Consider the following 26,090-nt stretch of genomic DNA (forward strand, 5'->3'; position numbering starts at 1 on the left):
GAGTCGTCCCGGAGCGGACGCGGCCGGTGGCCGGCCAGCCGCCCCTATTTTCGGGCGGCGTGATTGTGGTTTTGAATTGTGTCATCCGTGTTGCGATTCAGTAGCGGAACGCTGAAATAAAAGGTAGCCCCTCGTTCCTCGCCGTGCGGCGGGCTTTGCAGGAACAGCCGTCCCTGATGCCGCTCAATGATGTGCCGGGATATGGCCAAGCCCAGCCCGGACGATCCCTGCGACTTGGCCTTGTCGCGCCCCACGCGGTAGAACCGCTCGAAGACCCGGGACTGCTCCTCCTTGGGGATGCCCGGCCCGAGGTCGGTAACGCCGACAACAGCCTGGCCGCTTTCCGCGCGGCAACGTACCCGGACCGGCTTGCCTTCCGGGGAATAGCGGACCGCGTTCTCCATGAGGTTTCGGGCCACCTGGACCAGCCGGTCGAAATCCGCCCGCACCCGCAGTGGCTCCTCGCACTCCAGGACCAGTTCGACCCCTTTGCCGTCGGCCACCGGGGCGCACTCGTCAAAGGCGGCCGCCAACACCTCCCGCAGGTCCGTGGGGCCGAACTCCATGACCTGCTGTCCGGCCTCCAGCCGGGAGAGGGCCAGCAGGTCGCCCACGATTTTGGTCATATGGTCCGCATTGCGATGAATTATGTCAAGAAAACGCTGCTCCGCCTCGCCCAGATTGGCTGATGAGGCCAGGGTTTCGGAGTAGCCCTTGATGGAGGTCAGCGGGGTGCGCAGTTCGTGTGAGACGTTGGCTACGAAGTCGCGCCGCACCCGCTCCAGCTGGGTCAGCTTGGAGATGTCGTGGAAGACCACCACCGCGCCCAGGCCGGAGCCGGTGCCCGCAAGGGAGACCACGGACACGTCGTAGACCCGGCCACGCTCCGGCTCCAGCTGCAGCAGGATGGGCGGGTTCCCCCTTCCCTCCTGGCTGACGGCCCGGCCGCAGGCCTTGTGCAACTCCGAGTCCACCACCGCTTCGATGACGCGGCGGCCGATGAACTGGTCCACGCCGGGGAAGATGCGGCCCAAGGCGCGGTTGATGGAGGCCAGCCGTCCCTGCTCGTCCAGCACCATGACCCCTTCCTTCATGGAGTCCAGCACCGCCTCCAACTGTGATTTCTGGGAGGTGATGGTCCGCACCTGGGTCTGGATGGACTCGGCCATGGAGTTGATGGACGTGACCAGCGGGTCGAACTCCTTGCCCGGGGCGTGGCGGATGCGCTTGTCGTAGTCGCCGGAGCCGATGCCCTTGGCCACCACGGACAGGGCGCGGATGGAGCGGGAGAGTTGGCGCGAGAGGAAATAGCTCAGGGGCACGGCCAGAAGGAAGGTGAGCAGCACGCCCAGGAGGATGTTGCCCAGCACCCGTCCGGAGCGGTCGCGGGGGCCGGTGTGGGGCGTGCTCAAGGTCAGCACGCCCTCCGGGGCCGGACCGGCCGGGTCCAGCCGCAGGGCGGCCACCACGGTCCGGCCGTTCTCGCCGGAGCCTTCGATGGCCATGGCCTGCCCGGCTTCCACGGCCCGGTGGGATACATCCCCGCCCCGCTCCGCGGCCTCGTCCAGAGTGAGATAGTCCAGCCGGGCGCCAAGGCGGTCGCCGGTGCGGGCCAGCCAGGAGCGCAGCGGCTCGCGCCCGGAGAAGGTCAAGTCGTGCTCCACGAAGCCCGCGGTCAGGCGGAGCTGGCCCATAACCCGCTCCATGGAGGCGCGCTGCACCTCCTGGCCCAGCACGAAGCGGGAATACCAGGTGGGCAGCAGCAGGGCCACCGCGATGACCAGCAGGAAAAAGAGGAAGAGCCGCGTGCGGAACGAGGCGTGGGAGGCCATGCGCCCCTATTCCTTAAAGCGGTAGCCCACACCGCGCACGGTCTCCACCATGCGGGCGAAGGGGCCGAGCTTCTGGCGCAGTCTCCGGACGTGGGTGTCCACCGTGCGGGCGTAGCCGTCGAACTCGTATCCCCAAACTGAATTGAGCAGCTGGTCGCGGGTCTGCACCCGCCCCTGGCTGCGGATAAGCTCGGTGAGCAGCTTGAATTCGGTGGCCGTGAGCTGGACCTCCTCGCCCTCCACCTCCACGCGGTGGGCCTCCATGTCCACGCTCAGTCCGTCGCGCTTCCACAACTGGCGCTCGTCGCCGTCCGGGCTGAAGCGGCGCAGGATGGCCTTGACCCGCAGCAGCATCTCGCGGGGGGAGAAGGGCTTGACCACGTAGTCGTCCGCCCCCAGCTCCAGGCCCACGATGCGGTCCACCTCCTCGCCGCGCGCGGTGAGCATGATGATGGGCGCCTTGGCCGTCTCGGCGTTTTTCTTGAGTTCCTTGCAGACCTCGAAGCCGTCCATGCCGGGCAGCATGATGTCGAGGATGACAAGGGAGGGAATGGTGCGGCGCGCCTTGGCCAGGGCCTCGCTGCCTTCCTCGGCGGAAACGACCTCGAAACCCGCCGCCTCGAGGTTGTACCGCAGCAGTTGCTGGATGTCCTCGTCGTCCTCGACGACCAGGATGACATCCTTCTTCATCTCGGGCTCCGTCATAATCCGGCGACCAAACCACGCCGGGGTTACATGGTGACGATGGTCCGATGGCGAAACGGTTACAGCCTCATCGCAGGAATGGCAAGGGAACGGGCGGAAGGGGCCTCCTCACGCCTCACGAACCGGGCAGATGGCGGCGGAGCGTCGCCAGCAGGCCCTTCCGGCTCAGGGGTTTCTCCACGCGCCCGTCCAGGTCCGTGTCGTCCAGCTTGTCCAGGTCATCCTGCGAGGCGGCACCGGTGAGGGCCAGCACCGTGGTGCGGGACCGACCCTCCTCCCGCTCGCGCCGCCGCAGCCTGCTGACGGTTTCCGCCCCGTCCATGCCAGGCATGTGCAGGTCCATGAAAACCAGGTCGAAACGCTGCTCCCCCAGGGCGCGCAGGGCCTCAACGCCGTCCGCGGCCTCCACCGTGTGGCATCCGAAGCCGTCCAGCAGGCGGACGGCCAGCTTGCGGTTGAGCGGTTCGTCCTCCACCAGAAGCACCCTGGCCCCGACGCACACACCGCTGCCCCCGTCGTCCGGGCCGTCCGGTCCGGCCTCGACCTCCTCCGGCCGGACCAGTGGCAGGCGCACGGTGAAGCGCGACCCCTCGCCCGGCTTGCTTTCCACCTCGATGGATCCGCCGTGCCCCTCCACCACCCGCTTGACGATGGCCAATCCCAGCCCGGTGGAGGGTTCACCGCCCGTCGGCTCCACCTCGGTCTTACCGAAGGGCTCGAAGATGCCTTCCAGGGCGTCGGCCGGAATGCCCTGGCCGTCGTCCGCCACGGTGATGACAAAACGCGCGCCCTCCAGCCGCAGGTCCATGTCCACCCGCCCGCCGGAGTGGGTGAACTTGATGGCGTTGGACAGCAGGTTGCCCAGCACCTGCTTGATCTTGACCCGGTCGGCCATGGTGCGCGGCAGCCCGGTGGGAACTTCGGAGCGCAGCGAGATGGACTTGGGGGAGGCCAGGGCGCGGTTGATCTCCACCACTTCGTCGAATTCCGCCGCCAGGTCGCAGGGGGCCAGGTCAAGCTCCAGCCGCCCGGCCTGGATGCGGGATATGTCCAGCATGTCCTCGATGAGCTGGAGCATGTAGCGCGAGGAGGAGCGGATGTTGCGGAGCATGGCCCGGCAGGACTCATCCAGCCCGCCCCCCGCGTCCTCCTCCAGGAAGGAGGCGAAGGCCATGATGGCCCCCAGCGGATTGCGCAGATCGTGGGCGGCCATGCCCAGGAACATGTCCTTCTGGGCGCTTACCGCCTGGAGCTGGGCGTTTTTCTTGGCCAGGTCCCGCTGGGCGTTGACCAGATCGTTGTTCAGCCGGGAAATCTCGTCGTAGCAGCCGCCGTCCGCCATTCTCGGGCCGGGCTGGGCAGCCTCTTTCATGACGCCGCGGAGCTGGTCAACCTGCTCGTTGTTGATGCGCAGCAGCTCCTCGTAAAAACGCATCACCTCCGGCATGGTGCGGGCGGCGATGAGCAGCAGCCCGTCCCCGGCCGCGCCCCCGGCGAAGGTCAGGGTCTGCACCCGCCCTTCGGTCATGGCGTTCAACTCCCAGCCGAAGGCCGCGCCTCTGTCCCGCACCTCGGCCAGGAACCCCTCGGCCTTTACTCTGGACTCGCCGTCCACCAGATCGGGAACGTCCACGCCCTCCGCGGCCCCGTCCAGGCCGATCTCGTCGCGCAGCACCCGCAGCAATCGACCGCCGGGCCCGGCCAGCAGGGCCACGCCGGGTATGGATGCGCTCTCCCCCGTCACGTCAGCAGCCTCTCCGCCTCATGAACAGCCTTCGCCGCGTCCGGGGCCCAGCCGTCCGCGCCGGTCCATTTCCACAACTCGTCGTCCAGCAGGAAGGGGTAGCCGCCCACCATGACCTTCACTCCCCCGCACTCCGGCTTGTCCCGCACCACGGACACCAGCCGCCTGGCCAGGTGCAGGTGGTAGGACATGGTCACGGAGACACCCAGCAGGTCGGCTTCGCGCTCCGCCACGGCCCGGGCCACGTCTTCGTCCGGTGTGCTGGCTCCAAGAAAGTAAGTGTCCCAGCCCTCCATCTCGAAGAAGTCGGCCACCATGCGCATGCCCAGCTCGTGCAATTCGCCGCCCACGCAGGCGGCCACCATGGTCCGGCCGGTGCGCTCCATGGAAAAAATATGCGGATACAGCCGGGACATGATCTGCTGCGCGGCCGCGGTGCAGAAATGCTCATGCGCCACGGAAATGCGGTTCTGCTGCCACAGCCGCCCCACCTCGTACTGGGCGGGCTGGAATACCCCAAGATAGATGTCGCGCACAGGCACGCCGTCCCTCTCCACCGCCTCCAACACCAAGCTGGCCGCGCCGTTGCGGTCACCCCGCAGAAGCCTGTTCAGATAGCCGGAGGCCAACTCCCCCAGCCGCCCTTCCGGCTCGATGAAGCCATGCGGTTCGGCCATGGACGCCTCCTATTCCCTTCCGGCCAGCAGGTCAGCCGGTGGCCCTTCCCAGATGGTCGGCTCGCTCTTTGCCAATTGCAGCACGTCGCCGAAATGATCCTCCAGCCAGGCGTAGACGGGGTCGACCTGCACGGCCGCCTCCGGAGACAGCTCGCTTGTCAACGCCCGACGCCACAGGGGCAGGGCCACCCACCAGTACTCCGGACGGAAACCGTGCGCCGTGTAGGTGCGGGCAACCCAAAGCAGGGCCTCCACGAACAACCCCGGATCGAAAGCGTGGAACACGCCTTCCAGGTAACGGACGTGGTTGGCGTGGTTGTCCCGCATCATGGCCTCGTTGCCCTCGCCTATGAGCCGCGGCAGGTCGTCGCGCGCCTCCATGGCCCGCGTGACGTCGGAGGCCATGGCCTCCTTGCGGCTGGAGAACTCATCGACCGCCGCAGCCGTGGGCATGGGGATGCCCGAGGCCAGGGCCACCAGTTCGCGCCTGGTCATCTCCCCCTCCTGGATATGAACGTCGCTCGTTTCCAACGGAATACCCATTCCGATATCAAATACGCACGAGGCGGCAATCGCGCAAGCCGGTTCACCCGGTCTCGGAGAGCAGCCCCCTGGCCATGGCCAGGCCGCGCTCGCCGCCCCCGGCCATGCGGGCCAGCTCCTCCTCGCGTTCGGCCGGGCCCAGGCGGTGGCAGCGGGTATAGGTGGCTCCGTCCGCCACCTCCTTAACCACCTGGAAGTGGTCCCCGGCCCGGGCGGCTATCTGCGGCCAGTGGGAAATGCACAGCACCTGCCGCTCCCTGCCGAGCGCGGCCAGGCGGGAGGCCACCGCCTCCAGGGTCATGCCGCCCACCCCGGCGTCCACCTCGTCGAAAATGAGGGTGGAGTCGTCCGCTTCGCCCCGCATGCCGGACACGGCCAGCAGAAAGCGCGACAACTCGCCGCCGGAGGCGATGCGGTCCAGGGGCTGGGCGGGCTGGCCAGGGTTGGGCCGGAACAGCAGCCGGGGCCGCTCCTCCATGACCGGCGGCTCGCCGGAAAGAACCTCGCGCTCCTCGAACTCCGCCCGCACCTCCACGTCGCTGGAAAAGCCCAGCTCGGCCAGCTCGGCCGAAAGGCGTTCCCCCAGCCGGGCGGCCGCCTCGCGGCGGGCCTGGCCCAGCCGGGCCAGCGTGTCGCGCAGGGCCTCCACGGCCTCGTCCGCCTCGCGGGCCAGCCGCTTCTCGTCCAGGGCGGAGGCGTCCAGGAAGGACAGCGCCTCCCGAGCCTCCTCGGCCAGGGCCAGAAGCCCCTCGAAGTCGCGCCCCAGGGTGCGCTTGAGCCGGGCGATGGCGTACAGCCGCTCTTCCACCCGCTCGGCCTCGGCCTCGGCCGAGGCGGGGGCCAGGTTGCGCAGATTGGCGTCCAGGTCGCGGGCGCGGTGGCGGGCCTCCTCCCAGAAGGCGGCGTCCTCGCCAAGCTGGTCGTCCTCGCCGTCCTCCGGGGCCAGGGCCTCGGCCAAGTTGCCCAGGCGGCGTGAGAGGCCGTCCAGCCCCTCCAGCAGGCCGCCCTGGCCGTGCAGCACGCCAAGGGCCGCCTCCACGTCCTCGGCCGCCCTGGACTGGGTGCGCAGTTCCTCGCGCTTGGCCAGCAGCTCGCCCTCCTCGCCCGGCTGGGGGTCCACCTTGTCGATCTGTGCGGCCTGGTGCTCCAGCAGGTCGCGCCGCTCGGCCAGCCGGGCCGCCTTGTCGCGGCATTCCTCCAGGGCCTGCCGGGCGGCGCGGGCCGCCTCCAGCCGCTCGGCCCGCTCCTCCAGCAGGGAGGGGTCGTCCAGAAAGGCGTCCACCAGGGCAACCTGGTGGGCTGGTTGAAGCAGTTTCTGCTGGGCGTGCTGGGAGGTGTGCAGGAAAAGCCGGGGCTTGAGTTCGGCGATCTGGTTCAGGGATGCCAGGGAGCCGTCCATGAAAACGCGGGAGCGACCGGTCTCGGCGGAGAGCACCCGGCGCAGGGCGGTTTCCTCCGGCCCGCCGCCGTTGTCCAGCTCGAAGAGCGCCTCCACCACGGCCTCGTCCGCGCCGGGGCGCACGGCCTCCGGGCCCATCTTGGCCCCGGCCAGAAACTCCAGCGCGCGGACGATGAACGACTTGCCCGCCCCTGTCTCGCCGGTGAGGGCCACCAGCCCGGAGCCAAATTCAAGCTCCACGTCCTCGATGAGGCCCAGGCCCCGGATGCGCAGATAGGTCAGCATGGAAGGCGGAGTCTACACCGGCGGACGGCGGCGGACAAGCTCACCCTACTGCCGCAGCCTGGGGTCCAGGAGGTCGCGCAGGGACTCGCCCAGGAGATTGTAGCCCAGCACCGTGACCAGGATGGCCAGCCCTGGGAAGACCGACAGCCAGGGGGCGATCTCCAGGACGTCCTTGCCTTCCATGAGCATGTTGCCCCAGGAGGGCGTGGGCGGCTGCACCCCGAGCCCGAGGAAGGACAGGGACGACTCCACCAGAATGGCCCCGGCTACGCCCAGGGTGGCCGAGACCAGCACCGGAGCGGCCGCGTTGGGCAGCACGTGCCAGAGCAGGATGCGCGGGGCCGAGGCCCCGGCGGAGCGGGCCGCCAGCACGAAGTCCCGCCCCCGCAGGGAGAGGGTCTCGGCGCGCACCAGCCGGGCCACGCCCATCCAGGAGGTCAGGCCGATGACGATCATGATGTTGGCCAGTGACGGCTCCAGGAAGGCGATGACCGCCAGGATGAGGAAAAAGGAGGGGAAGCAGAGCATGACGTCCACCCCGCGCATGACCGCCTCGTCCACCAGCCCGCCGAAGTAGCCCGCCACCAGCCCCAGCGCCAGGCCGATGCCCACGGACAGCCCCACGGCCACGAAGCCCACCCACAGCGAGACCCGCGCCCCGTAGAGCAGCCGGGTGAGCACGTCGCGGCCCAGGGCGTCGGTGCCCAGCCAGTGCTGCCAGGACGGCCCCTGGAGCATGACGTCCACGTTGATGGCCAGTGGGTCGTAGGGCGCGATGAGCGGGGCCAGCAGCGCGGCCAGGGACATGGCGACGACGATGAAGGCCCCCACCATGAACAGCCCCCAGCGGCCCAGAAAGTGGCGCAGCCACCCTCGCGGGGAGAAGGGCGAGAACTGGGTGGGGCCGCTCACGTTGCGCCTCCCTTGCCGGCACCGGAGCGGATGCGCGGGTCGGCCAGGCCGTAGGCGAAGTCCGCCAGCAGGTTGCCCGCCAGGGTGAGCATGGCCCCCAGCACCAGGTTGCCCATGATGAGCGGGTAGTCGCGGGCCATGACCGCCTGGAAGAAGAGTTGCCCCAGTCCGGGCAGGGCGTAGATGGACTCGATGATGACCGAGCCGCCGATGAGGCCGGGAATGGACAGGCCCAGGATGGTGATGACCGGCAGCAGGGCGTTGCGCATGGCATGGCGGAAAACCACCTTGTGCGCGGGCAGCCCCTTGGCCCGGGCGGTGAGAATGTAGTCCTGGCGCAGCACCTCCAGCATGGAGGAACGCATGAAACGCGACATGCCCGCCAGGGAGGCGAAGGTGTAGACGAAGATGGGCATGGCCAGATGCTTGGCCAGGTCCCACAACTTGCCCCACCAGGACAGGCGCTCGAAGTCCAGGGAGGTCAGGCCCGAGATGGGCAGCACCTCCCAGTGGATGCCCAGCAGCAGCATGAGCAGGATGGCCAGCCAGAACCCCGGCACGGCGAAGCCGATGAAGACGAAGACCGTGGACAGCCGGTCGAACCAGCCGCCCTGCCAGTAGGCCGCGGCCACGCCCAGAGGGATGGTCACGGCCAGGGTCAGCACCAGGGAGGCCATGTTCATGCCGAAGGTCAGGGGCAGCCGCTCGCGTATCTTGTCCCAGACGGGCCGGTGGTCGCCGGACATGGAGCGGCCGAAGTCGAAGCGCACCAGGCGGGAGAGCCAGGCCGCGTACTGCTCGTGCAGGGGCTTGTCCAGGCCGTAGAGTTCCTCAAGCTGCTGGCGCAACTCCGGGGTGGCCATGGGATTGAGGGTGGTCTGCAGGTCCGTGGGCGAGCCCGGGGCCAGGTGGATGACCCAGAAACTGATGAGGGTGATGCCGAAAAAGACCACCCCGACCCACACCAGCTTGGCCAGGGCGCGTCGCAGAAAGGCGAGCATGCGGCGGACTGTACGGCCTTTGCCCCGGGGAATCAATGCGCCCTGACGGAGAGAAACACACCCGGGGCGGTAGGGTTTACCCTACCTAGCCACATCCGCCCCGCCGCGCTATTGTTGTCCCGGCAACACGAGGCTCACCCGCGAGGGAGAGGGGGGAATACGTGACGCAGGCCACATCACGGGTCGCGGCGCGGCGTTCGCATGGGGAGGACGCCCGCATCTTCGCGGCCCGGGTCAACCATATTCTGATCAACAGTCCGCCCGCGCTGGCCGCCAACGCCGTGGTGGCCGTGCTGCTGGCCGCCTTTCTGTGGGACGAGGCCCCCCGGGGGCCGTTTCTGTCCTGGCTGTCCGCCCTGCTTGGGGTGATGGCGGCCCGGGCCTTCTTCCTGCTCCGCGACACGCGCATCGGCGTCACGGAGAGGAACGCCCCGGCCATCTGCCGCAGGCAGTTCAACGGCCTGCTGACCACCGGCCTGCTCTGGGCCGCCGCGGCCTGGCTCTTCTTCCCCCACGTCTCCCACGTGCACCAGACCTTCCTGGTGCTCATCATGGGCGGCATGATGGCCGGGGCCCTGGCTGTAAACGCCGTGCTGCTGCGCCTCTTCCTTGCCTTCTCCCTGCCCATAGTGGCCAGCCTGCCCCTGTACGTGGCCGCCTCGCCCAGCGGCGAGCAGCCCTTCATGGCGGCCATGCTGGCCATATACTGGCTGCTGCTGCTGTCCGTGGCACTCAAACTGCGGCGGAACACGTCCGAGTCCTTCCGGCTGCGTTTCGAGAACCTGGAGCTTATCGCGGACCTGCGGGAGCAGCGCCGCCGGGAACAGGAGCTGAACAGCGAGCTCAGCCATGAGATCGAGGAGCGCACCCACATGGAGCGGGAGCTGCGCCGCTCCGAGGCAAAGTTCCGGGGCCTGACCGAAAACTCGCCCGTGGCCGTGTTCATCATCCAAAACGGCCGCTTCGCCTACGCCAACAAGGCGGTGAGCAAGCTGACCGGCCACTCCGAGAATGAACTGCACGGAATGGCACTGGCCGACGTGCTGCACCCCGAGGACGCCCCCCGCGTGCTGGAGCGCATCGAGAAGCGGCTGGCCTCCGGCGGCGAGGAGGACCCCGTGGAAAGACGGGTGATACGCAAGGACGGCCGCGTGGTCTGGGTGCAGACCGTGGGCAAGGTGGTGGAACACGGCGACACCCCGGCCACCCTGGGCACGGCCGTGGACGTGACCGCCAGCAAGGAAGCTGAGGACCGGCTGCGCCACATGGCCACCACCGACGACCTCACCGGACTGGCCAACCGCCGCCATTTCATGGACATTTTCAAGCGCGAGTTCAGCCGGGCGCGCCGCTACGGCCGCCAGCTCTGCCTGCTGGTCATCGACGCCGACCACTTCAAGGCCATCAACGACACCCACGGCCACGACGCCGGGGACAAGGCTTTGCAAAAACTGGCGGAACTGGCCCGGGACAATCTGCGCGACGTGGACCTGCTGGGCCGCCTGGGCGGGGAGGAGTTCACCGCCCTGCTGCCCGACACCTCTGGCGACGAGGGCATCATGGCCGCGGAGCGGCTGCGGGCCCTGGCCGAGTCCACGGACATCGACATCGGCGGCAAGACCATCCGCGTTACCCTGTCCATGGGCGTGGGCTGCCTGCGGGAGAGCGACGCCACACCCGACGAATTGATGAAGCGGGTGGACGACTCCCTCTACGAGGCCAAGAAGCGCGGCCGCAACCGGGTCATGCCCTCCTCCTGAGTACCAGCCCGCAATCAGGCCTTTCCGCCTTGCCTCCCGCCTCGCCTTGTGTTCTGCTCCGGTCGACACAAGGGAGCCCCCATACATGCGCCATGGATTCCTCAACCTCGTCTCGCCCGACGGCTTCCGCCACCTGCTTTCCTCCTTCCCGGCACTGCCGGACAGGGAGGAAATCCCCCTGGCCCGGGCCTGCGGCCGGGTGCTGGCGGCCGACCTCATAAGCCCCGAAGACCTTCCCCGGCGCGACCGCTCGGCCATGGACGGCTATGCCGTGGCCGCCCGCGACGTCTTTTCCGCCTCCGAGTCCAACCCCGCCTATCTGGAATGCGACGGCCACCTGCCGGTGGACGCCGACCCCGCCGAACCGCTCCAGCCCGGCCGAACCTTCGGCATCGTCACCGGCGGGCTGCTGCCACCTGGCGCGGACGCGGTGGTCATGGTGGAGCACACAGAGGAGGTGGGCGGGGGCACCATCGCCGTGACCCGTCCGGCCGCCCCGGGGGGCAACCTCATCCCCGCCCGCCGCGACGCCAAGGCGGGGGAGCCCGCCCTGCCCGGCGGCACCCGGCTGCGCCCCCAGGAAATCGGCCTGCTGGCCGCCCTGGGGCTGGAGACGGCCGGTGTTCGCCGCCGCCCCCGCGCCGCCCTGCTCTCCACCGGTGACGAGGTGGTGGACCACACCGCTGAACCCCGCACCGGCCAAGTGCGCGACGTGAACGGCCCCGCCCTGGGCTGCATGGTGCGGCGCGCCGGGGGCGAAGTGCTGGAACTGGGCCGGGTGGGCGACGACCTGGAGGCCATCGCCTCGCTGCTCTCCAAGGGCGCGGCCGGAGCCGACCTGGTGCTGGCCTCGGGCGGCTCCTCCGCCGGAGGGCGCGACATGACCCGCGAGGCTGTGGAGGCCGCGGGCGGGCGCATCCTGGCCCACGGTGTGACCGTCAGCCCCGGCAAGCCCACCCTGCTGGCGGAACTTGGCGGCCGTCCCGTGCTGGGGCTGCCCGGCCAGGTGACTTCCGCTCAGGTGGTCATGTGGCTCTTCGGCCTGCCCCTGCTGGCCCATCTCGAGGGCGAATCCGAGGCCTTCGACATCTCGCGCCGCCCCCGCCTGCGGGCGGAACTGGCACGCAACCTGGCCTCCAAACAGGGGCGCGAGGACTGGGTGCGGGCGCGCATCGAATACCGCGACGACGCCCCGCCCCTGGCACGTCCCCTGCTGGCCCCGTCCGGCCTGCTGTCCACCATGCTCGGGGCCCACGGCCTCGTGCGCATCCCGTCCGGCCGCGAGGGCTACGAGTCAGGCGCGGCCGTGGACGTCTTTCTTCTGGAGTAGCCATGCCCAGCGTGTATCTCGATCTGATCCCCATCCCCGAAGCCATCAAGCGGCTGCGCGGCGCTCTTGACCCGTCCGTCCTGGGCGCGGAGACCGTGCCCTCGGACGAGGCCGTGGGTCGGGTGCTGGCCGCGCCGGTCCACGCCCGCGCCTCCTCGCCCACGGCCCATTGCGCGGCCATGGACGGCATCGCACTGGCCGCGGAGGAAACCTTCGCCGCCCGCGAGGGCGAGCCGGTGGCCATCCCCGGGGACCGCTACCAGCGCATCTCCACGGGCATGACCCTGCCCGCCTTCGCCGACGCCGTGGTCATGGCCGAGAACGTGGTTTTCGAGGACGGTTCGGCCATGCTCGAGGCCCCGGCCTTCCCCTGGCAGCACGTGCGCCGCATCGGCGAGGACATCGTGGCCACCGAGCTGCTGCTGCCGCGCGGTCGACGCCTCTCCGCCTACGACCTGGGCGCCCTGCTCTCGGCCGGGGTATACGAGGTGCAGGTCGTCGCCCGGCCCTCCCTGGCCCTCATCCCCACCGGCGACGAGATCCTGGACTACACCAAACGCCCCGCCCCCGGGCCGGGACAGGTGGTGGAGTCCAACTCCGTCATGCTGCGGGAGATGGCCCGGGGCTTCGGCATCGCGGCCGAGCGCATCCCGCCGGTGAAGGACGAGCCCGACTCCCTGGAGCGGGCGGTGCGCGAGGCGCTGGAGCGGGGATTCTCCGGCGTGGCCCTGGTGGCCGGGTCCTCGGCCGGGGACCGCGACCACGCCCGCGAGGTCATGGAGCGCGTGGGCGAGGTGCTGGTGCACGGCGTGCAGGCCATGCCGGGCAAGCCAGCCCTGCTGGCCAAGTCCGGGGACGGGCGGCTGCTGGCCTGCATCCCCGGCTACCCGGTCTCCGCGGCGGTGGCCTTCGAGCAGCTTGTCGGCCCGCTGCTCTGCCACCTGGGCCGCCTGCCGGTTCCCGAGCGCGCCCTGGCCGAGGTGGAGCTGACCCGGGCCGTGCCTTCGCGGCCGGGCATGGAGGAGTTCGTGCGCGTTTCCGTGGGCGAGGTGCCCCGGCCGGAAGGCCCCAGCCTGCAGGCCACCCCCCTGGCGCGGGGGCCGGGCTGCTGACCACCCTCACCCGCGCCCAGGCCGTGGTGCGGCTGCCCCGCGACAGCGAGGGCGCGGAGGCCGGCTCCCGCCACACGGCGGAGCTGCTGGTGCCCAGGCACGAGCTGTACCGCACCCTGGTGGCCGTGGGCTCCCACGACAACACCCTGGACCTTTTGGCCGACCTGCTCATGGGGCTGGACGATCCGGTTCGGCTGGCCTCCACCCACGCCGGGTCCATGGGGGGCATCACCGCCCTGCGCCAGGGCAAGGCGCTGTGCGGCGGGGCGCACCTCTTCGACCCCGAAACCGGCGACTTCAACTTCCCCTTCCTCACGCGCTACGCCCCGGACGAGGACATCGCGGCCGTGAACCTGGCCGTGCGCCACCAGGGCCTCATGGTGGCCCCGGGCAATCCCAAGGGCATCAAGGGTGTGGAGGATCTCGCGCGGGTCGCCTTCGTCAACCGCCAGCGCGGCGCGGGCACCCGCATCCTGCTGGACCACCACCTAAACACGGCGGGCATCGACCCCCGCCAGGTGGAGGGCTACGAGCACGAGGAGTTCACCCACATGGCCGTGGCCGCCAACGTGGCCCAGGGCGCGGCGGACTGCGGCCTGGGCATCAAGGCCGCGGCCCAGGCGCTTGGCCTGGACTTCGTGCCCCTGGCCCGCGAACGCTACGACCTGCTCATCCGCCCCGAACACATGGAGCATCCCCTGGTTGCCGAGCTACTGGACGTGGTGCGCGGCGGCGAGTTCGCCAAGCGGGTGGAGGAACTGGGCGGCTACGAAACCCCGTGGACGGGCAAGGAGATGCGGCCGGGAGACGGCCTGCCGGGATAGGCTTTCCCTGACGCGCCACCCGCTTCGCTGCTTCGAATAGGCGCGCGCCCTTGCGTAGTGTTCCCAGAGGGCCGCGGCGTTTTGGTTCTTCTCTTTCTTTTGCCTTGGAACACCTCAGGCTTTCGAGAATGCGCCGGATGCGAGGCGAAAGAAACACACAAGCCCGAGTAGTCAGACTACTCGGGCTTGTGTGTTTCGCGGCAACGAAGCAGATGGCCTATTCTCGAAAGCCCGCTACTCCAGTTCAATGGTCACCGGCCCCGGCGCAAAACCCTTCAGGCCGGAGAGAAAGCCCATGACCGTGTTGCGCAGAAGCTGGGCGGTGAAGTGGTTGAGGCCCACCTGGCGGCCGCCCACGGTGACCTTCACCTCTCCGGTGGAGGCCTTGCAGTTGTCCAGGGAGGCCTGGCCCGCCACGATGCGCGCGCCGAGGCCCGCGCAGGTGTCGAAGCCGCACTCCCCGCAGTCCAGGCCGGGCAGGATGAAGCCCTTCTCCTGAACGATGTCCGCCAACTCGCTGATGGAGCCCGGCCGGGCCTTCCCCTCCACCTCGAAGGAACCGCAGGAGGCCAGGGCCAGTTCCGGGGTCAGCTCGTCCAGGTCCTCGGCCGAGCTGACCATGAGCACCCGAGGCAGCCAGCCCAGGGACTTGCCCCCCTCCACCACCAGCACGTCGCAGGACAGCAGCGGCAGCAGGTCCGCCAGGTAGCGCGGCTGCGGCCAGACCACCATGGACTCGTGCGGGGAGAGCCCAACAACCGCTTGGCAGTGTTGGCCCAAACGGCCGGTGTCCGAGTCCTCGCGGTCGAAGCGGCAGTCCGCGAACTTGGCCCCGGCCACCTTCAGGCCGCGCCCGGAAAGCTCCCGGCACAACTCCACGGCCGTGGTCGTCTTGCCGGAATTCTTGAAGCCCACCACGTTGACGCCGATCATGTCTCCTCCGTGCTTTCGCTCACCCGGCCGCGTTCCAAACGTTCCACCCGGTCGGCGCAGGAGTGCAGCCACTCCATGTCGTGCGAGGCGCAGACCAGGGCGCAGCCCCTCTCGCGCGCGGCCATGGCAGCCCTGCGTACCGCCTGGGCGCTGGCCGTGTCCAGGGAGGCGGTGGGCTCGTCGAGAAGAAGGGCGCGGGGTTCGAGGGCCAGCCTGGCCGCCAGGGCCACCCGCTGCGCCTCGCCCCCGGACAGTTCGTGCCAGGCCCGGCGGGCGAAGGCGCCGGGATCCAGCTCCACCGCCTCCAGGGCGGCCTGAACCTTTCGGCGCAGCCTCTCCCCCCGGCCGCGCACCCGCAACCCATAAGCCACGTTGTCGAACACCGAGCGCTTGAGCAGCACCGGCTGCTGCAAAAGCAGGGTGGCCTGCCGCCGCAGGGGGGTGGCGTCGGCGGGTACGGGGCGGCCGTCGAAGCGCAGTTCCCCACCAATGGGCTGTAGCAGGAAGGCCAGCACGTACAGCAGGGTTGACTTGCCCGCGCCGTTGGGCCCGGCCAGGCCGAGGAACTCGCCGGGGTGGATGCGCATCTCCTCCAAAAAAAGGAATCCCCCGTCACGCGCGCCGTGCCCGGCTTCCAGGTTCCAGATCTCGTACAAGGGTGCTGAACGGGTCACGCCATCCTCCGCCGAAGCCAGGCGGCCCCCAGGTTGACCACCAGCGCCAGGGCCAGCAGCACCAGCCCCAGGGCCACGCCCATGGCGAATTGGCCCTTGCCCGTCTCCAGGGCGATGGCCGTGGTTATGGTGCGGGTGTGCCACTTGATGTTGCCGCCCACCATCATGGCGATGCCCACCTCGGAGACGATGCGGCCGAAGGCGGTCAGCCCGGCCAGCATGACCGCGAAGCGGGCCTCCCACAACAGCCCCATGGCCACCTGGCGGGGGTTGGCCCCCAGGGTGAGCAGGGTGTGGCGGATCCGCACGTCCAGAGCCTCCACGGCCTGGGCGGTGAGGGCGGCCACGATGGGCAGCCCCAAAAGCGCCTGGCCCGCGGCCATGCCGGGGATGGTGAAGAGCAGATCCATTCCGCCCAGGGGGCCGCGATGGGTGAGAAAAGCGTAGACCAGCAGGCCGATGAGCACCGTGGGCAGAGCCAGCAGGGTGTCCACCGCCAGCCGGGCGGTGGCCCGCCCCCGGAAATGGGCCACGCTCAGCAAAAAACCCAGGGGCGCGCCGATAAGCAGGGACCCGGCCAGGGCGATGGCCGAGGAGCGGGCGGTGACGGACACGGCCGCCCAGGTCTCCGGGTCGCCGGAAAAGAGCAGCCCGAAGGCGCGCAACAGTCCGTCCAGCAGAAAATCCATGGCTCCGCCTTTATACGCGAAGCCGGGCCGCCGCAAGCGGCGGCCCGGCATGCGTCACGCGCGTTGCTACTTGGCGTTGGGGATGAAGAGGGCCTTGCCCAGCAGGCGGAAGTCGGCGATGCGCTGCTGGGTGGAGTCGGAAGCCAGCCAGTCGGCGAACTTCTCGGCCAGTTCATACTTGGCGTTGGGGCAGTTGTCCGGGGCGATGGGGATGACCGAGTACTGGTTGAAGAGCACCTTGTCGCCCTCCACCATGATGTCCAGGGGCGGGTTGCCGTCCTTGTCCGCGGAGTACTTGATGTAGGTGCCGCGGTCGGTCATGGTGTAGCCGCCCTTTTCCTCGGCCACGCGGATGGAGGCCAGCATACCCTGGCCGGTCTGCACGTACCAGTCCTGCTTGTCGGGCACGCCCAGGCCGGCGGTCTTCCACAGGCCGATCTCCTTCTTGTTGGTGCCGGAGTCGTCACCCCGGGAGATGAAGGTGGCCTTCTTGTCCTCGATGGCCTCCAGGGCCTCGGTCACGCCGTCGCCCTTGATACCGGCGGGATCGGACTTGGGCCCGATGATGACAAAATCGTTGTACATGATCTCGCGGCGCCACTCGCCGAAGCCGCTGTCCACGAACTTCTTCTCTGCCGGCGGGGCGTGCACCAGCAGCACGTCCACGTCGCAGTTCTCGCCCATTTTCAGGGCCTTGCCGGTGCCCACGGCGGTCCACTTCAGCTCGATGCCGGTCTCTTCCTGGAAAACCGGAGCGATCTCGTCCAGCAGGCCGGTGTTGTCCGTGGAGGTGGTGGTGGCCATCATCAGCGATTCGGCCGAGAGGGGCGCCGCCGCCAGCAGAAGTACGGCGGTCGCCGCCACGAGTCGGGACAGGGTTCGGAACATGGAGAATCTCCTTTGCTTGGCCGCTGAGCGGCGGGTTATGCCCGAGTGGACACAATATGTCATATGCCGGATATGGCATAAGCTCAAAAAAATGAGAAGCCTTGAAGCTTATCTTGCATTTGGAACCGGCATCGTCTCCATTTCCCTATGAGTCGGGGTGCAATCCATTGATTCGCCTCGCGCGAGGCACACATCGGATATATCCTTGGCAATCCAGGCACGATGGGGCACTATGCATTTTATGGTTTCAAAACTTGCGCAAGAACGGAGATTTGTCAGGGCGCCCCCGGCCCGTTACGGATTGTATCAGGAGGTGTGCATGACAAGCGAACCGTCCCTGTGGCGCGACCGCTTCCAGCGGAAGCTGGAGGCCCTGCGCAAACGCGAGGACATCCCCGCCGACCTGCTGGACTTGGTGCAGCGCACGGCGAAATTGCAATTCGAGGCACAGGACCGCCTGAACGGCGGCCTGAAACCCAAGGCCGAACCGGCCGACAAGGAGCGCACCCTCCAGGGCGCTCCACTCTACTCCCTGGAAGACTTCGACCACGACCCCGAGGCGGCCCGCGCCCTGGCCCTGGACCTTCTGGAGATGCTGGCGGGCATGGAGGGCCACCTGTCCTCCTCGTCAGCCAGACTGCGCAATGCGCTCTCCGAGGGCGAGCTGGACCTTGAGAAGGCTTTTGCCGCCCACCTCAAGGGCGACCAGGACTACTTCCACAAGGCGGCCGAAATGACTCCGGACGCCCCCGGGCTGGTCCGTTTCCTGGCCCAGGCCTCGCTGCTGCCCGCCCTGCGCGTCCAGGCCGAGGCGGCGGAGCTTCCCGAGGGAATGTGGATTCACGGCCACTGCCCGCTCTGCGGCTCCCCGCCGCTCATGGCCCGCTTGGTGGGCAAGGAGGGGCACCGCTACCTGACCTGCTCCATGTGCTGGACCGAGTACCGGTCCAAGCGGCTGCAGTGTCCGCACTGCCTGGAGGAGGACCAGGAGAAGATGACCTACTTCCAGGCCAGGGAGGAGCCCGGTTTCCAGGTGCACGTCTGCTCCACCTGCCAGACCTACATTAAAACATCCGACTTCCGCGCTCTGGACAAGCTCTCGGTGCCCGTGCTGGACGACCTGGAGTCCCTGCCCCTGGACGCGGCCGCGGCGGAACGGGGGTTCATGCGGCCCACGGCCTCCGCATGGGGGTTCTGATGGGCGCGCTGCAAACCCGCGACTGCCGTATCCTGCGCTCCGGCGAATGGTCCGGCACCACGGACAAGGTGGCCCCGGAGACCCGCATCACCGTTGAGGTTTCCGGCCGCGAACCGCGCGTGCTGTGGGCCCACCCGTCCGACCTGGAGCGGCTGGCCATGGGCCATGCCAAGATCCACCTGGTGCAGCCGGGGAACGAGCCCCGGTTGCAATCGGCGATAGGCGCCCATTACCTCTTCGAGCAGCAACCCAGCCGCGCGGAGTCCGTCCAGGAACCGCCCCGGCTCAAGGGCGACTGGGCCATCGGAGCCATGTTCAAGCTGCTGGAAGGGGCCGGGCTGTGGGACGCCACCGGCTGTTTCCACCGCGCCTCCTGCTGGGTGCCGGGCTCCCCGGACCCCGAGGCCGTGGCCGACGACATCGGCCGCCACAACTGCATCGACCGGCTGGCGGGCTGGGCGGTGGAGAACCGCGTGGACCTGGGCGGGCTGGCTTTGCTGACCACCGCCCGCATCACCGGCGGCTATCTGGAGAAGGCCTTGCAAGCCGGTTTCCGGCTGCTGGTCTCCCGCTCCGCGGTCACCGGCGCGGCCGTCAGCCTGGCGGCGGAGCACGAGGCCTGCCTCTGCGGCTTCACCCGGCCGGACGAGGCCCGGCTGACCATGTTCCGGGGGCACCAGGGGGGTGAACCGTGATTCCCTCCCCAGGGGTGGTCGGCGTTGTCCTGGCCGGGGGGCGCTCCACACGCCTGGGCGAGGACAAGACCCGCGTGCTCTACCGGGGCGGCTGCCTGCTTGAGCGCGCCGTGGAAACCATGCGGGCCGTGGTGGACGAAGTATGGATCTCCGGCCGCGACCCCGCGCCCTACGGCGTGGCCGCGCCCTGGGTCCCGGACAGGGAGAGCGGGCGCGGCCCGGCCGCCGGAGTGGCCGCCGCCCTTGCCAGGCTGCAGCGCCCTTGCCTGGTCATATCCTGCGACCTGCCCCTGCTGCGCGAGGACCACCTGCGCCGGCTGCTGGACCGCCGCGCCGTACGGCCGCCCCATGCCCTGGTCACACTGTACGCCCAGGACTGGACGGAGTATGTTGAAAGCTTGGTAGCCGTGTACGAGCCGGAGGGGCTGCCCCGGCTGGAACGCTCCCTGGCCGCCGGGCTGGGCAAACTGTCCGCCGTGTTCGGGCCGGATGTGCGCCACCGGCTGGACTACGGCCCCGATGAGATGGAGGCCTTCTTCAACGTGAACACCCCGGACGATCTGGCCCATCTGCGCCGGGTGGAGGTGAACGCCGGATGAATCAACCCCCGGATACAGACAGGTTTGGGCGGCGGGTGAGTTACCTGCGGCTCTCCGTGACCGACCGCTGCAACCTGCGCTGCGCCTACTGCTTTCGCCGGGAGAACATCACCTTCCTGCGGCACGAGGACATCCTGCGCTACGAGGAGATGCTGTCCATCATCGAGGCGGCCGTATCCACCGGCGTGGACAAGGTGCGCCTGACCGGGGGCGAGCCCCTGGTGCGGCGCGATTTTCTTTGGTTCATGCAGGAGATAGGCCGCCGCTTTCCCGGCCTGGATCTGCGGCTGACCACCAACGCCACCCTGCTCTCCGGCAAGGTGGACGCCCTGCGCCGGGCCGGCCTCAGCCGGGTCAATATCTCCATCGACTCCCTGGACCGCTCCACCTACGCCCTCATCGCCGGGCGCGACTTCCTGCCGCAGGTCATGTCCGCTGTGTCCGAGTGCCTGGACGCCGGGCTGACCGTGAAGCTCAACGCCGTGGCCCTGCGCGGGGTGAGCGACCGGGAGATGCCAGCCTTCCTGGAACTGGCCCGCGACCGCGACCTGGACATCCGCTTTATCGAGTGCATGCCCGTGGGCGAGGCCGGGCTGGAGCAGCGCGACCGCTTCATCGGAGCGGACGAACTGCTGGAACTGGCCTCCAACCACGTCAAGCTTTCCCCGGTGCCCCGCTCCTCCGCCTCGTCCGGCCCGGCGCGGGTCTTCTCCCTGGAGGGAGGCCGGGGACGCCTAGGACTCATCTCGCCCATGACCAACCACTTCTGCCGCACCTGCAACCGGCTGCGCGTCACCGCGGACGGGCACCTGCGAACCTGCCTCTTCTCCGACCGCAGTTACCTTTTGCGCCCGGCCCTGCACCACCCCCGGCTGGGCGTTGAGGGCGTGGCCCGCATCATGCGTGCCGCCGCCAGGAACAAGCCGGTGGGGCACGACCTGCTCAGGGACGCCCGGGTCAGGTCCCGCATGTCGGCCGTCGGAGGGTAGATGGACCTCATCCGCCTGGAGCAGCTCGTCCGCTCGGAAAAGGCCGCCAAGGCCTTCTTCAAGCGGTTCTGCTGGCCCGACGGGCGGCCCGTGTGCGTGAAATGCGGCCACGAAAAGGTCTATCGCCTTGGGGACCAGCGGTTGCGCTGCCCCGCCTGCCGCTACACCTTCCACGACCTCTCCCGCCGCTGGATTTCCTCCGGCGGCTTGTCCTGCCGCGACTGGCTGCGGCTGCTGAAACTCTTCGAGCTGGGGTTGACCGCCAACCGCATGGCCCCGCAGCTGCGACTGACCTACAACACCGTCTACAAGGCCATGACCAATCTGCGGCTGGCCATCCTGGCCTCCGGGCTGGACGCGAACCAGCTCTTCTCCTCCTGCTCCGGGCTGGACCTGGGCCAGGGCGGCCCAGAGCCCGGCGCCTGGAACCGCTACCCGGTTTTTGGCATCATCGAGAAGCAAGGCTGGGTCTTCATCGACCTCCTTCCCAACATGCGGGCCGAGACCGTGCTGCACTTCAACCTCAACTTCTCCCTCAAGCTCACCCGGCTTGGCAACATCGTCTACACCGACCGATACCAGCGCTACGACGCCCTCATCTTCTGCGGCGACGACGACCTGCCCCTGAACTACGTCAACATCCGGGGCAAGGGCGCCTACGTGGACTCCCTCAAGGGCAGCTTCTGGAACTACGCCCGCGCCCGGCTGAAACGCTACAACGGGGTCTCCCCCCGGCGTTTTCCCCTGTATCTCAAGGAGCTGGAGTTCAGGTACAACCACCGCGACCAGGATCTCATCCCCCTGCTCTCGGAACGGCTCTGCGCCCAGGTTCCAGAGTACGCGCAATCGCCCTCCCGTTGCGTCGCCGACGCATCCGTTGCAAACCAGTAGTCATGGAAAAAGCCCCTGGGATGGTCCCAGGGGCGAGAGACGGCAAAGGAGTTCGGCATGACGGTTTCCACCGCGCCGAGACGGTCGCCATTCGCGGGCCTTGGCCTCTTCGGGCCTCCGGCACGCGCCTGGCGGCTGCTCCCCCTCCCACGCATTCCCCGGGACGAACAACGGATCAGCCTCCCCCCGCCGCCGCCCCTGCGTACGGCCGCGGGCTTTGATCTGCTGACCGCCCTGGGGCGGGAAATCCGGGGCCGCTGACCCCGCAATCCATGAACAGGAGGTATCGGACATGTCCATGAAACGCAGGGACTTCCTCAAGCTCACCGCCGCGGCCGGCGCTTCCGCCGCAGCCTTCGGCGGCCTGGGCCTGAACCTGGGGCCACAACAGGCCCGCGCCCAGCTCCTCAATCTGGAGTGGGCCAAGCAGACCACGTCCATCTGCTGCTACTGCGCCGTCGGTTGCGGCCTCATCGTTCACACGTCCAAGGGCAGCTCCGGCCGGGCCGTGAACGTCGAGGGCGACCCCGACCATCCCGTCAACGAAGGCTCGCTGTGCGCCAAGGGCGCCTCCATCTGGCAGCTGGCCGAAAACAAGAACCGTCCCAAAGGCGTCATGTACCGCGCCCCCTACTCCAAGGAGTGGGAGATCAAGAGCTGGGACTGGGCGATTGACCGCATCGCCCGCCGCATCAAGAAGACCCGCGACGAGAGCTTCCGCGCCAAGAACGACAAGGGACAGGTCGTCAACCGCACCGAGGGCATCGCCTCCGTCGGCTCGGCCGCCCTGGACAACGAGGAGTGCTGGGCCTACCAGACCTTCCTCCGCAGCCTCGGCCTGGTGTACATAGAGCACCAGGCGCGTATCTGACACAGCGCCACTGTTGCGGCTCTGGCAGAGTCGTTCGGACGCGGCGCGATGACCAATCACTGGATCGACATCAAGAACAGTGATTGCATTCTCATCATGGGCAGCAACGCTGCCGAAAACCACCCCATTTCCTTCAAGTGGGTGCTTCAGGCTCAGGACAAGGGCGCCACGCTCATCCACGTGGATCCGCGCTTCACCCGCACCTCGGCCAAGGCGGACATCTTCGCCCCCATCCGGTCGGGCGCGGACATCGCCTTCGTGGGCGGGATGATCAAGTACATCCTCGACAACAACCTGTACTTCCAGGAGTACGTGGCCGAGTACACCAACGCCTCGTTCATCCTCAACGACGAGTACGGGTTCGAGGACGGCATCTTCGCCGGGTACGACCCCGAGACCACCTCCTACGACAAGTCCAAGTGGGCCTTCAAAACCGACTCCAAGGGCGTCCCCCTGCAGGACAAGTCGCTCAAGGACCCCAACTGCGTATTCCAGGTGCTCAAGCGCCACTTCGAGCGCTACACTCTGGACAACGTCTCCAAGTCCTCCGGCACGTCCAAGGAGGACCTGAAGAAGGTCTACGAGGCCTACGCCTCCACGGGCAAGAAGGACCGCTCCGGAACCATCATGTACGCCATGGGCTGGACCCAGCATACCGTGGGCGTGCAGAACATCCGCGCCATGGCCATCGTCCAGCTGCTGCTGGGCAACATCGGCGTGGCCGGCGGCGGGGTCAACGCCCTGCGCGGCGAATCCAACGTGCAGGGGTCCACGGACCATTGCCTGCTCTACCACATCCTGCCCGGCTACCTGAAAACGCCCACCGCTCCGCTGCAGACCCTGGACGAGTACAACAAGCAGTGGACCCCGGTTAGCAACGATCCCGAGAGCGCCAACTGGTGGGGCAACTACCCCAAGTACTCCACGAGCCTCATCCGGGCCATGTGGCAGGACGTCTCGCCCAACGTGGGCTACCAGTATCTGCCCAAACTGGAGAGCCTGGACGCCCGCGAGTACTCCTGGCTGGTCATGTTCGACAAGATGCTGGAAGGCCAGTTCAAGGGCTTCTTCGCCTGGGGCCAGAACCCGGCCTGCGGCGGGGCCAACGCCAACAAGAACCGGCGCGCCCTGGCCGAACTGGACTGGATGGTCAACGTCAACATCTTCGACAACGAGACCGGCTCCTTCTGGAAGGGCCCGGACATGAACCCCGAGGAAGTCAAGACCGAGGTCTTCTTCCTGCCCTGCGCCGTGTCCATCGAGAAGGAAGGCTCCATCACCAACTCCGGCCGCTGGATGCAGTGGCGCTACCAGGGACCCAAGCCCATGGGCGAGGCCCGTCCCGACGGCGACATCATCTATGAGTTGATGCACAAGGTGAAGGAGCTCTACCACGAGGAATCCGGGGCCTACCCCGATCCCATCACCAACCTGTCCTGGGACATCGCCACCAACGGCGTGTTCGACCCGCACAAGGTGGCCAAGCTGATCAACGGCTACTTCCTGCGCGACACCATGGTGAAGGGCAAGCTGTACAAGAAGGGGCAGCAGGTGCCTTCCTTCGCCTTCCTGCAGGACGACGGTTCCACCTGCTCGGGCAACTGGCTCTACTGCCACTCCTACACGGACGCGGGCAACATGGCCGCCCGGCGCGACCGCAGCCAGACCAAGATGCAGGCCGAAACCGGCCTCTTCCCCAACTGGTCCTGGTGCTGGCCCGTCAACCGGCGCATCCTCTACAACCGCGCTTCCGTGGACCTCAAGGGACAGCCCTGGGCCCCGCAGAAGCCGGTCATCAAGTGGACCGGAGAAAAGTGGGTGGGCGACGTGCCCGACGGTGGCTGGGCTCCCGGCACCAGGCATCCGTTCATCATGCGCAAGCACGGCCACGGCCAGATCTTCGGCCCCGGACGGGCCGACGGTCCGCTGCCCGAGTTCTACGAGCCGCTGGAGTGCCCGGTGGAGGAGCATCCCTTCTCCCCGCAGCTGCACAACCCCACGGCCCTGGAGTTCAAGGACGAGGCCAAGTCCGTCTGCGACCCGCGCTATCCCTTCGTCTGCTCCACTTACCGCGTCACCGAGCACTGGCAGACCGGCGTCATGACGCGCTGGACCCCGTGGCTGCTGGAGGCCGAACCGCAGATGTTCTGCGAGATGAGCCCCGAGCTGGCCAAGATGCGCGGCATCGCCAACGGCGACAAGGTCTGGGTGGACTCCCCGCGCGGCAAGGTCTGGGCCATCGCCATGGTCACGCGCCGCATGCAGCCCTTCAATCTGGGCGGCACCGAGGTGCACCAGGTCGGCGTGCCCTGGCACTACGGCTGGGTGACACCCAAGAACGGCGGCGATTCGGCCAACATCCTCACCCCGTCCGTTGGCGACCCCAACACGGGCATTCCTGAAACCAAGGCCTTCATGGTCAACGTGACCAAGGCTTAATGGAGGCGACCATGACCAAAGGCAAGACGTTCTTCATCGACCTGTCTCGGTGCACGGCCTGCCGCGGATGCCAAGTCGCCTGCAAGCAATGGCACAAACTGCCCGCGGATCAGACCGTCAACCGGGGTTCCCACCAGAACCCCGAGGACCTCAACTTCCACACCTACAAACTGGTGCGTTTCCGGGAAGACTTCATCAACGGCATGATGAAATGGCTGTTCTTCCCGGACCAGTGCCGCCACTGCATCGAGCCGCCCTGCAAAATGGTGGCGGACGGCTTCGATGAAAAAGCCATCATCAAGGACGATGCCACCGGCGCGGTGATCTTCACCGCCCATACCAAGAGCATCGAGGGCATCACCGATCCCATGGAGCTGTGCCCCTACAACATCCCCCGGCGCAACGCCAAAACCGGAGTCTGGTCCAAGTGCGACATGTGCCTCGACCGCGTGCACAACGGCAAGCTGCCCGCATGCGTCCTGGCCTGCCCCACCGGCACCATGAACTTCGGCGACCGCGCCGACATGATGGAAATGGCCGAGGCGCGGCTCAAAGCCGTCAAGAAAACGCGGCCCAAGGCCTTCCTGGCCGACGCCAAGCACGTGCGCGCCGTGGTCCTGTGCGAGTACCCCTCCGAGGAGTACTACGAGCACCTCACGGCATCCGCCTCGTCCCGCGTGCCGCGCAAAAACAGGCTGGCCGGGCTGCTCCGCCCGCACGTGACAGGCTAAACGGAGCGTAACGGACCTCCTCCCGAAAACCCGGGAGCCCACAAGGGCTCCCGGGCCTTCAAGAACACCTCCGGTCTCACCAGCCGGAACACCACACCCGGCCGGAACCGCAAGGTTCCGGCCATTTTTCGTGGAGGAAGAAGAGAGTAGAAGAAGAAGGAAGGAAAGATTTCGCCCTGCGGGCGACCAGGGCCTAGGCGGCCCTGGACCCTGTGGCAAACCAAGTTTGCATGTCTATTCGCGGTATGAAGCGCGACGTAACGCGGGAGGGAACGCCCCGGCGAATCGGCGACTGCGGGAAGCGTCCAGGCGTTACAACTCCGCCCTGGCAGCTTCGCTTCACATGCGTTGAGCGCGTGATTGGGCGAA

22 protein-coding genes and 1 pseudogene are annotated in these 26,090 nt (G+C 68.1%); 11 read left to right on the top strand and 12 right to left on the bottom strand.

Annotated elements, in window-relative coordinates; translation table 11 throughout:
• Positions 1 to 44: 44 nt before the first annotated feature.
• The 8 genes from N911_RS0106630 to N911_RS0106665 form a co-directional block, all read right to left on the bottom strand.
• Positions 45 to 1,832: a HAMP domain-containing sensor histidine kinase gene (locus N911_RS0106630; protein WP_051693993.1), complete on the bottom strand. Its 1,788-nt coding sequence runs from the start codon at positions 1,830 to 1,832 to the stop codon at positions 45 to 47.
• Between the two features lie 6 nt (positions 1,833 to 1,838).
• On the bottom strand, positions 1,839 to 2,522 hold the full coding sequence (locus N911_RS0106635) for a response regulator (protein ID WP_029895537.1): 684 nt from the start codon (positions 2,520 to 2,522) through the stop codon (positions 1,839 to 1,841).
• A 130-nt stretch (positions 2,523 to 2,652) separates the two neighbouring features.
• Positions 2,653 to 4,281, bottom strand: a complete 1,629-nt coding sequence (locus N911_RS17410) for a hybrid sensor histidine kinase/response regulator (protein WP_051693995.1) — start codon at positions 4,279 to 4,281, stop codon at positions 2,653 to 2,655.
• Entirely contained in the window at positions 4,278 to 4,958 is a 681-nt protein-coding gene (locus N911_RS0106645) for a cobalamin B12-binding domain-containing protein (RefSeq protein WP_051693996.1), read from the bottom strand. The genes N911_RS17410 and N911_RS0106645 overlap by 4 nt, the downstream gene beginning before the upstream one ends.
• A gap of 9 nt (positions 4,959 to 4,967) precedes the next feature.
• Positions 4,968 to 5,453 carry a hypothetical protein gene (locus N911_RS0106650; protein ID WP_051693998.1) on the bottom strand — a complete coding sequence of 162 codons (486 nt, stop codon included), beginning with the start codon at positions 5,451 to 5,453 and terminating at the stop codon, positions 4,968 to 4,970.
• 91 nt (positions 5,454 to 5,544) lie between these two features.
• A complete protein-coding gene (locus N911_RS0106655) occupies positions 5,545 to 7,185 on the bottom strand; it encodes a DNA repair protein RecN (RefSeq protein WP_029895545.1) in 1,641 nt (546 codons plus the stop codon).
• Between the two features lie 45 nt (positions 7,186 to 7,230).
• Positions 7,231 to 8,019, bottom strand: a complete 789-nt coding sequence (locus N911_RS0106660) for an ABC transporter permease (RefSeq protein ID WP_051694319.1) — start codon at positions 8,017 to 8,019, stop codon at positions 7,231 to 7,233.
• 74 nt (positions 8,020 to 8,093) lie between these two features.
• On the bottom strand, positions 8,094 to 9,098 hold the full coding sequence (locus tag N911_RS0106665) for an ABC transporter permease (RefSeq protein ID WP_029895548.1): 1,005 nt from the start codon (positions 9,096 to 9,098) through the stop codon (positions 8,094 to 8,096).
• Between the two features lie 161 nt (positions 9,099 to 9,259).
• Between N911_RS0106665 and N911_RS0106670 the strand changes: the two genes are divergently transcribed.
• The 3 genes and pseudogenes from N911_RS0106670 to N911_RS16680 all read left to right on the top strand — a co-directional run bounded on the left by N911_RS0106670 (position 9,260) and on the right by N911_RS16680 (position 14,124).
• Positions 9,260 to 10,858, top strand: a complete 1,599-nt coding sequence (locus tag N911_RS0106670; RefSeq protein WP_029895550.1) for a diguanylate cyclase — start codon at positions 9,260 to 9,262, stop codon at positions 10,856 to 10,858.
• 85 nt (positions 10,859 to 10,943) lie between these two features.
• Positions 10,944 to 12,188, top strand: a complete 1,245-nt coding sequence (locus N911_RS0106675; RefSeq protein WP_029895552.1) for a molybdopterin molybdotransferase MoeA — start codon at positions 10,944 to 10,946, stop codon at positions 12,186 to 12,188.
• Positions 12,189 to 12,190: 2 nt separating this feature from the next.
• Positions 12,191 to 14,124: pseudogene (locus tag N911_RS16680) on the top strand (molybdopterin biosynthesis protein).
• A gap of 234 nt (positions 14,125 to 14,358) precedes the next feature.
• On the opposite strand, the gene N911_RS0106685 reads toward N911_RS16680, so the two are convergent.
• From N911_RS0106685 to N911_RS0106700, 4 genes are all read right to left on the bottom strand, one after another.
• Positions 14,359 to 15,057 carry a molybdopterin-guanine dinucleotide biosynthesis protein MobB gene (locus tag N911_RS0106685; RefSeq protein ID WP_029895554.1) on the bottom strand — a complete coding sequence of 233 codons (699 nt, stop codon included), beginning with the start codon at positions 15,055 to 15,057 and terminating at the stop codon, positions 14,359 to 14,361.
• Positions 15,054 to 15,731, bottom strand: a complete 678-nt coding sequence (locus N911_RS0106690) for an energy-coupling factor ABC transporter ATP-binding protein (protein WP_035104454.1) — start codon at positions 15,729 to 15,731, stop codon at positions 15,054 to 15,056. Before N911_RS0106690 ends, N911_RS0106685 begins: the two co-directional genes overlap by 4 nt.
• Positions 15,728 to 16,420, bottom strand: a complete 693-nt coding sequence (locus tag N911_RS0106695) for an ABC transporter permease (RefSeq protein ID WP_029895558.1) — start codon at positions 16,418 to 16,420, stop codon at positions 15,728 to 15,730. Before N911_RS0106695 ends, N911_RS0106690 begins: the two co-directional genes overlap by 4 nt.
• 66 nt (positions 16,421 to 16,486) lie before the next feature.
• Positions 16,487 to 17,308, bottom strand: a complete 822-nt coding sequence (locus N911_RS0106700; protein ID WP_029895561.1) for an ABC transporter substrate-binding protein — start codon at positions 17,306 to 17,308, stop codon at positions 16,487 to 16,489.
• A gap of 319 nt (positions 17,309 to 17,627) precedes the next feature.
• On the opposite strand from N911_RS0106700, the gene N911_RS0106705 reads away from it, so the two are divergent.
• The 8 genes from N911_RS0106705 to N911_RS0106745 are packed head-to-tail and all read left to right on the top strand — an operon-like array spanning position 17,628 to position 25,721.
• Positions 17,628 to 18,506, top strand: coding sequence for a formate dehydrogenase accessory protein FdhE (locus tag N911_RS0106705; protein WP_029895563.1), 879 nt, complete (start codon positions 17,628 to 17,630; stop codon positions 18,504 to 18,506).
• A complete protein-coding gene (locus N911_RS0106710) occupies positions 18,506 to 19,201 on the top strand; it encodes a formate dehydrogenase accessory sulfurtransferase FdhD (RefSeq protein WP_029895565.1) in 696 nt (231 codons plus the stop codon). The genes N911_RS0106705 and N911_RS0106710 overlap by 1 nt, the downstream gene beginning before the upstream one ends.
• A complete protein-coding gene (gene mobA, locus N911_RS0106715; protein ID WP_029895567.1) occupies positions 19,198 to 19,800 on the top strand; it encodes a molybdenum cofactor guanylyltransferase in 603 nt (200 codons plus the stop codon). Before N911_RS0106710 ends, mobA begins: the two co-directional genes overlap by 4 nt.
• Positions 19,797 to 20,789: a GTP 3',8-cyclase MoaA gene (moaA, locus tag N911_RS0106720; RefSeq protein WP_029895569.1), complete on the top strand. Its 993-nt coding sequence runs from the start codon at positions 19,797 to 19,799 to the stop codon at positions 20,787 to 20,789. Before mobA ends, moaA begins: the two co-directional genes overlap by 4 nt.
• On the top strand, positions 20,790 to 21,680 hold the full coding sequence (locus N911_RS0106725) for a transposase (RefSeq protein WP_051694002.1): 891 nt from the start codon (positions 20,790 to 20,792) through the stop codon (positions 21,678 to 21,680).
• A gap of 57 nt (positions 21,681 to 21,737) precedes the next feature.
• A complete protein-coding gene (locus tag N911_RS0106730; RefSeq protein ID WP_029895573.1) occupies positions 21,738 to 21,941 on the top strand; it encodes a hypothetical protein in 204 nt (67 codons plus the stop codon).
• 31 nt (positions 21,942 to 21,972) lie between these two features.
• Positions 21,973 to 24,990 carry a formate dehydrogenase-N subunit alpha gene (gene fdnG / locus N911_RS0106740; protein WP_138774352.1) on the top strand — a complete coding sequence of 1,006 codons (3,018 nt, stop codon included), beginning with the start codon at positions 21,973 to 21,975 and terminating at the stop codon, positions 24,988 to 24,990.
• A gap of 11 nt (positions 24,991 to 25,001) precedes the next feature.
• Complete coding sequence (locus N911_RS0106745) at positions 25,002 to 25,721, top strand: 4Fe-4S dicluster domain-containing protein (RefSeq protein ID WP_029895578.1); 720 nt, start codon at positions 25,002 to 25,004, stop codon at positions 25,719 to 25,721.
• Positions 25,722 to 26,090: the final 369 nt, after the last annotated feature.

Source organism: Desulfohalovibrio reitneri (assembly GCF_000711295.1).
Classification (GTDB): Bacteria; Desulfobacterota; Desulfovibrionia; order Desulfovibrionales; family Desulfovibrionaceae; genus Desulfohalovibrio; species Desulfohalovibrio reitneri.

Excerpts from the sequence above, each read along its gene's own strand:
- N911_RS0106645 (WP_051693996.1), bottom strand. The coding sequence starts at position 4,958 with ATGGCCGAACCGCATGGCTTCATCGAGCCGGAAGGGCGGCTGGGGGAG.
- N911_RS0106630 (WP_051693993.1), bottom strand. The coding sequence starts at position 1,832 with ATGGCCTCCCACGCCTCGTTCCGCACGCGGCTCTTCCTCTTTTTCCTG.
- N911_RS0106725 (WP_051694002.1), top strand. The coding sequence starts at position 20,790 with ATGGACCTCATCCGCCTGGAGCAGCTCGTCCGCTCGGAAAAGGCCGCC.
- N911_RS0106655 (WP_029895545.1), bottom strand. The coding sequence starts at position 7,185 with ATGCTGACCTATCTGCGCATCCGGGGCCTGGGCCTCATCGAGGACGTG.
- N911_RS0106665 (WP_029895548.1), bottom strand. The coding sequence starts at position 9,098 with ATGCTCGCCTTTCTGCGACGCGCCCTGGCCAAGCTGGTGTGGGTCGGG.
- moaA (WP_029895569.1), top strand. The coding sequence starts at position 19,797 with ATGAATCAACCCCCGGATACAGACAGGTTTGGGCGGCGGGTGAGTTAC.
- N911_RS0106660 (WP_051694319.1), bottom strand. The coding sequence starts at position 8,019 with ATGGTGGGGGCCTTCATCGTCGTCGCCATGTCCCTGGCCGCGCTGCTG.
- N911_RS0106705 (WP_029895563.1), top strand. The coding sequence starts at position 17,628 with ATGACAAGCGAACCGTCCCTGTGGCGCGACCGCTTCCAGCGGAAGCTG.
- N911_RS0106710 (WP_029895565.1), top strand. The coding sequence starts at position 18,506 with ATGGGCGCGCTGCAAACCCGCGACTGCCGTATCCTGCGCTCCGGCGAA.
- N911_RS0106650 (WP_051693998.1), bottom strand. The coding sequence starts at position 5,453 with ATGACCAGGCGCGAACTGGTGGCCCTGGCCTCGGGCATCCCCATGCCC.
- N911_RS0106700 (WP_029895561.1), bottom strand. The coding sequence starts at position 17,308 with ATGTTCCGAACCCTGTCCCGACTCGTGGCGGCGACCGCCGTACTTCTG.
- N911_RS0106745 (WP_029895578.1), top strand. The coding sequence starts at position 25,002 with ATGACCAAAGGCAAGACGTTCTTCATCGACCTGTCTCGGTGCACGGCC.
- N911_RS0106695 (WP_029895558.1), bottom strand. The coding sequence starts at position 16,420 with ATGGATTTTCTGCTGGACGGACTGTTGCGCGCCTTCGGGCTGCTCTTT.
- N911_RS0106730 (WP_029895573.1), top strand. The coding sequence starts at position 21,738 with ATGACGGTTTCCACCGCGCCGAGACGGTCGCCATTCGCGGGCCTTGGC.
- N911_RS0106635 (WP_029895537.1), bottom strand. The coding sequence starts at position 2,522 with ATGAAGAAGGATGTCATCCTGGTCGTCGAGGACGACGAGGACATCCAG.
- N911_RS0106675 (WP_029895552.1), top strand. The coding sequence starts at position 10,944 with ATGCGCCATGGATTCCTCAACCTCGTCTCGCCCGACGGCTTCCGCCAC.
- N911_RS0106685 (WP_029895554.1), bottom strand. The coding sequence starts at position 15,057 with ATGATCGGCGTCAACGTGGTGGGCTTCAAGAATTCCGGCAAGACGACC.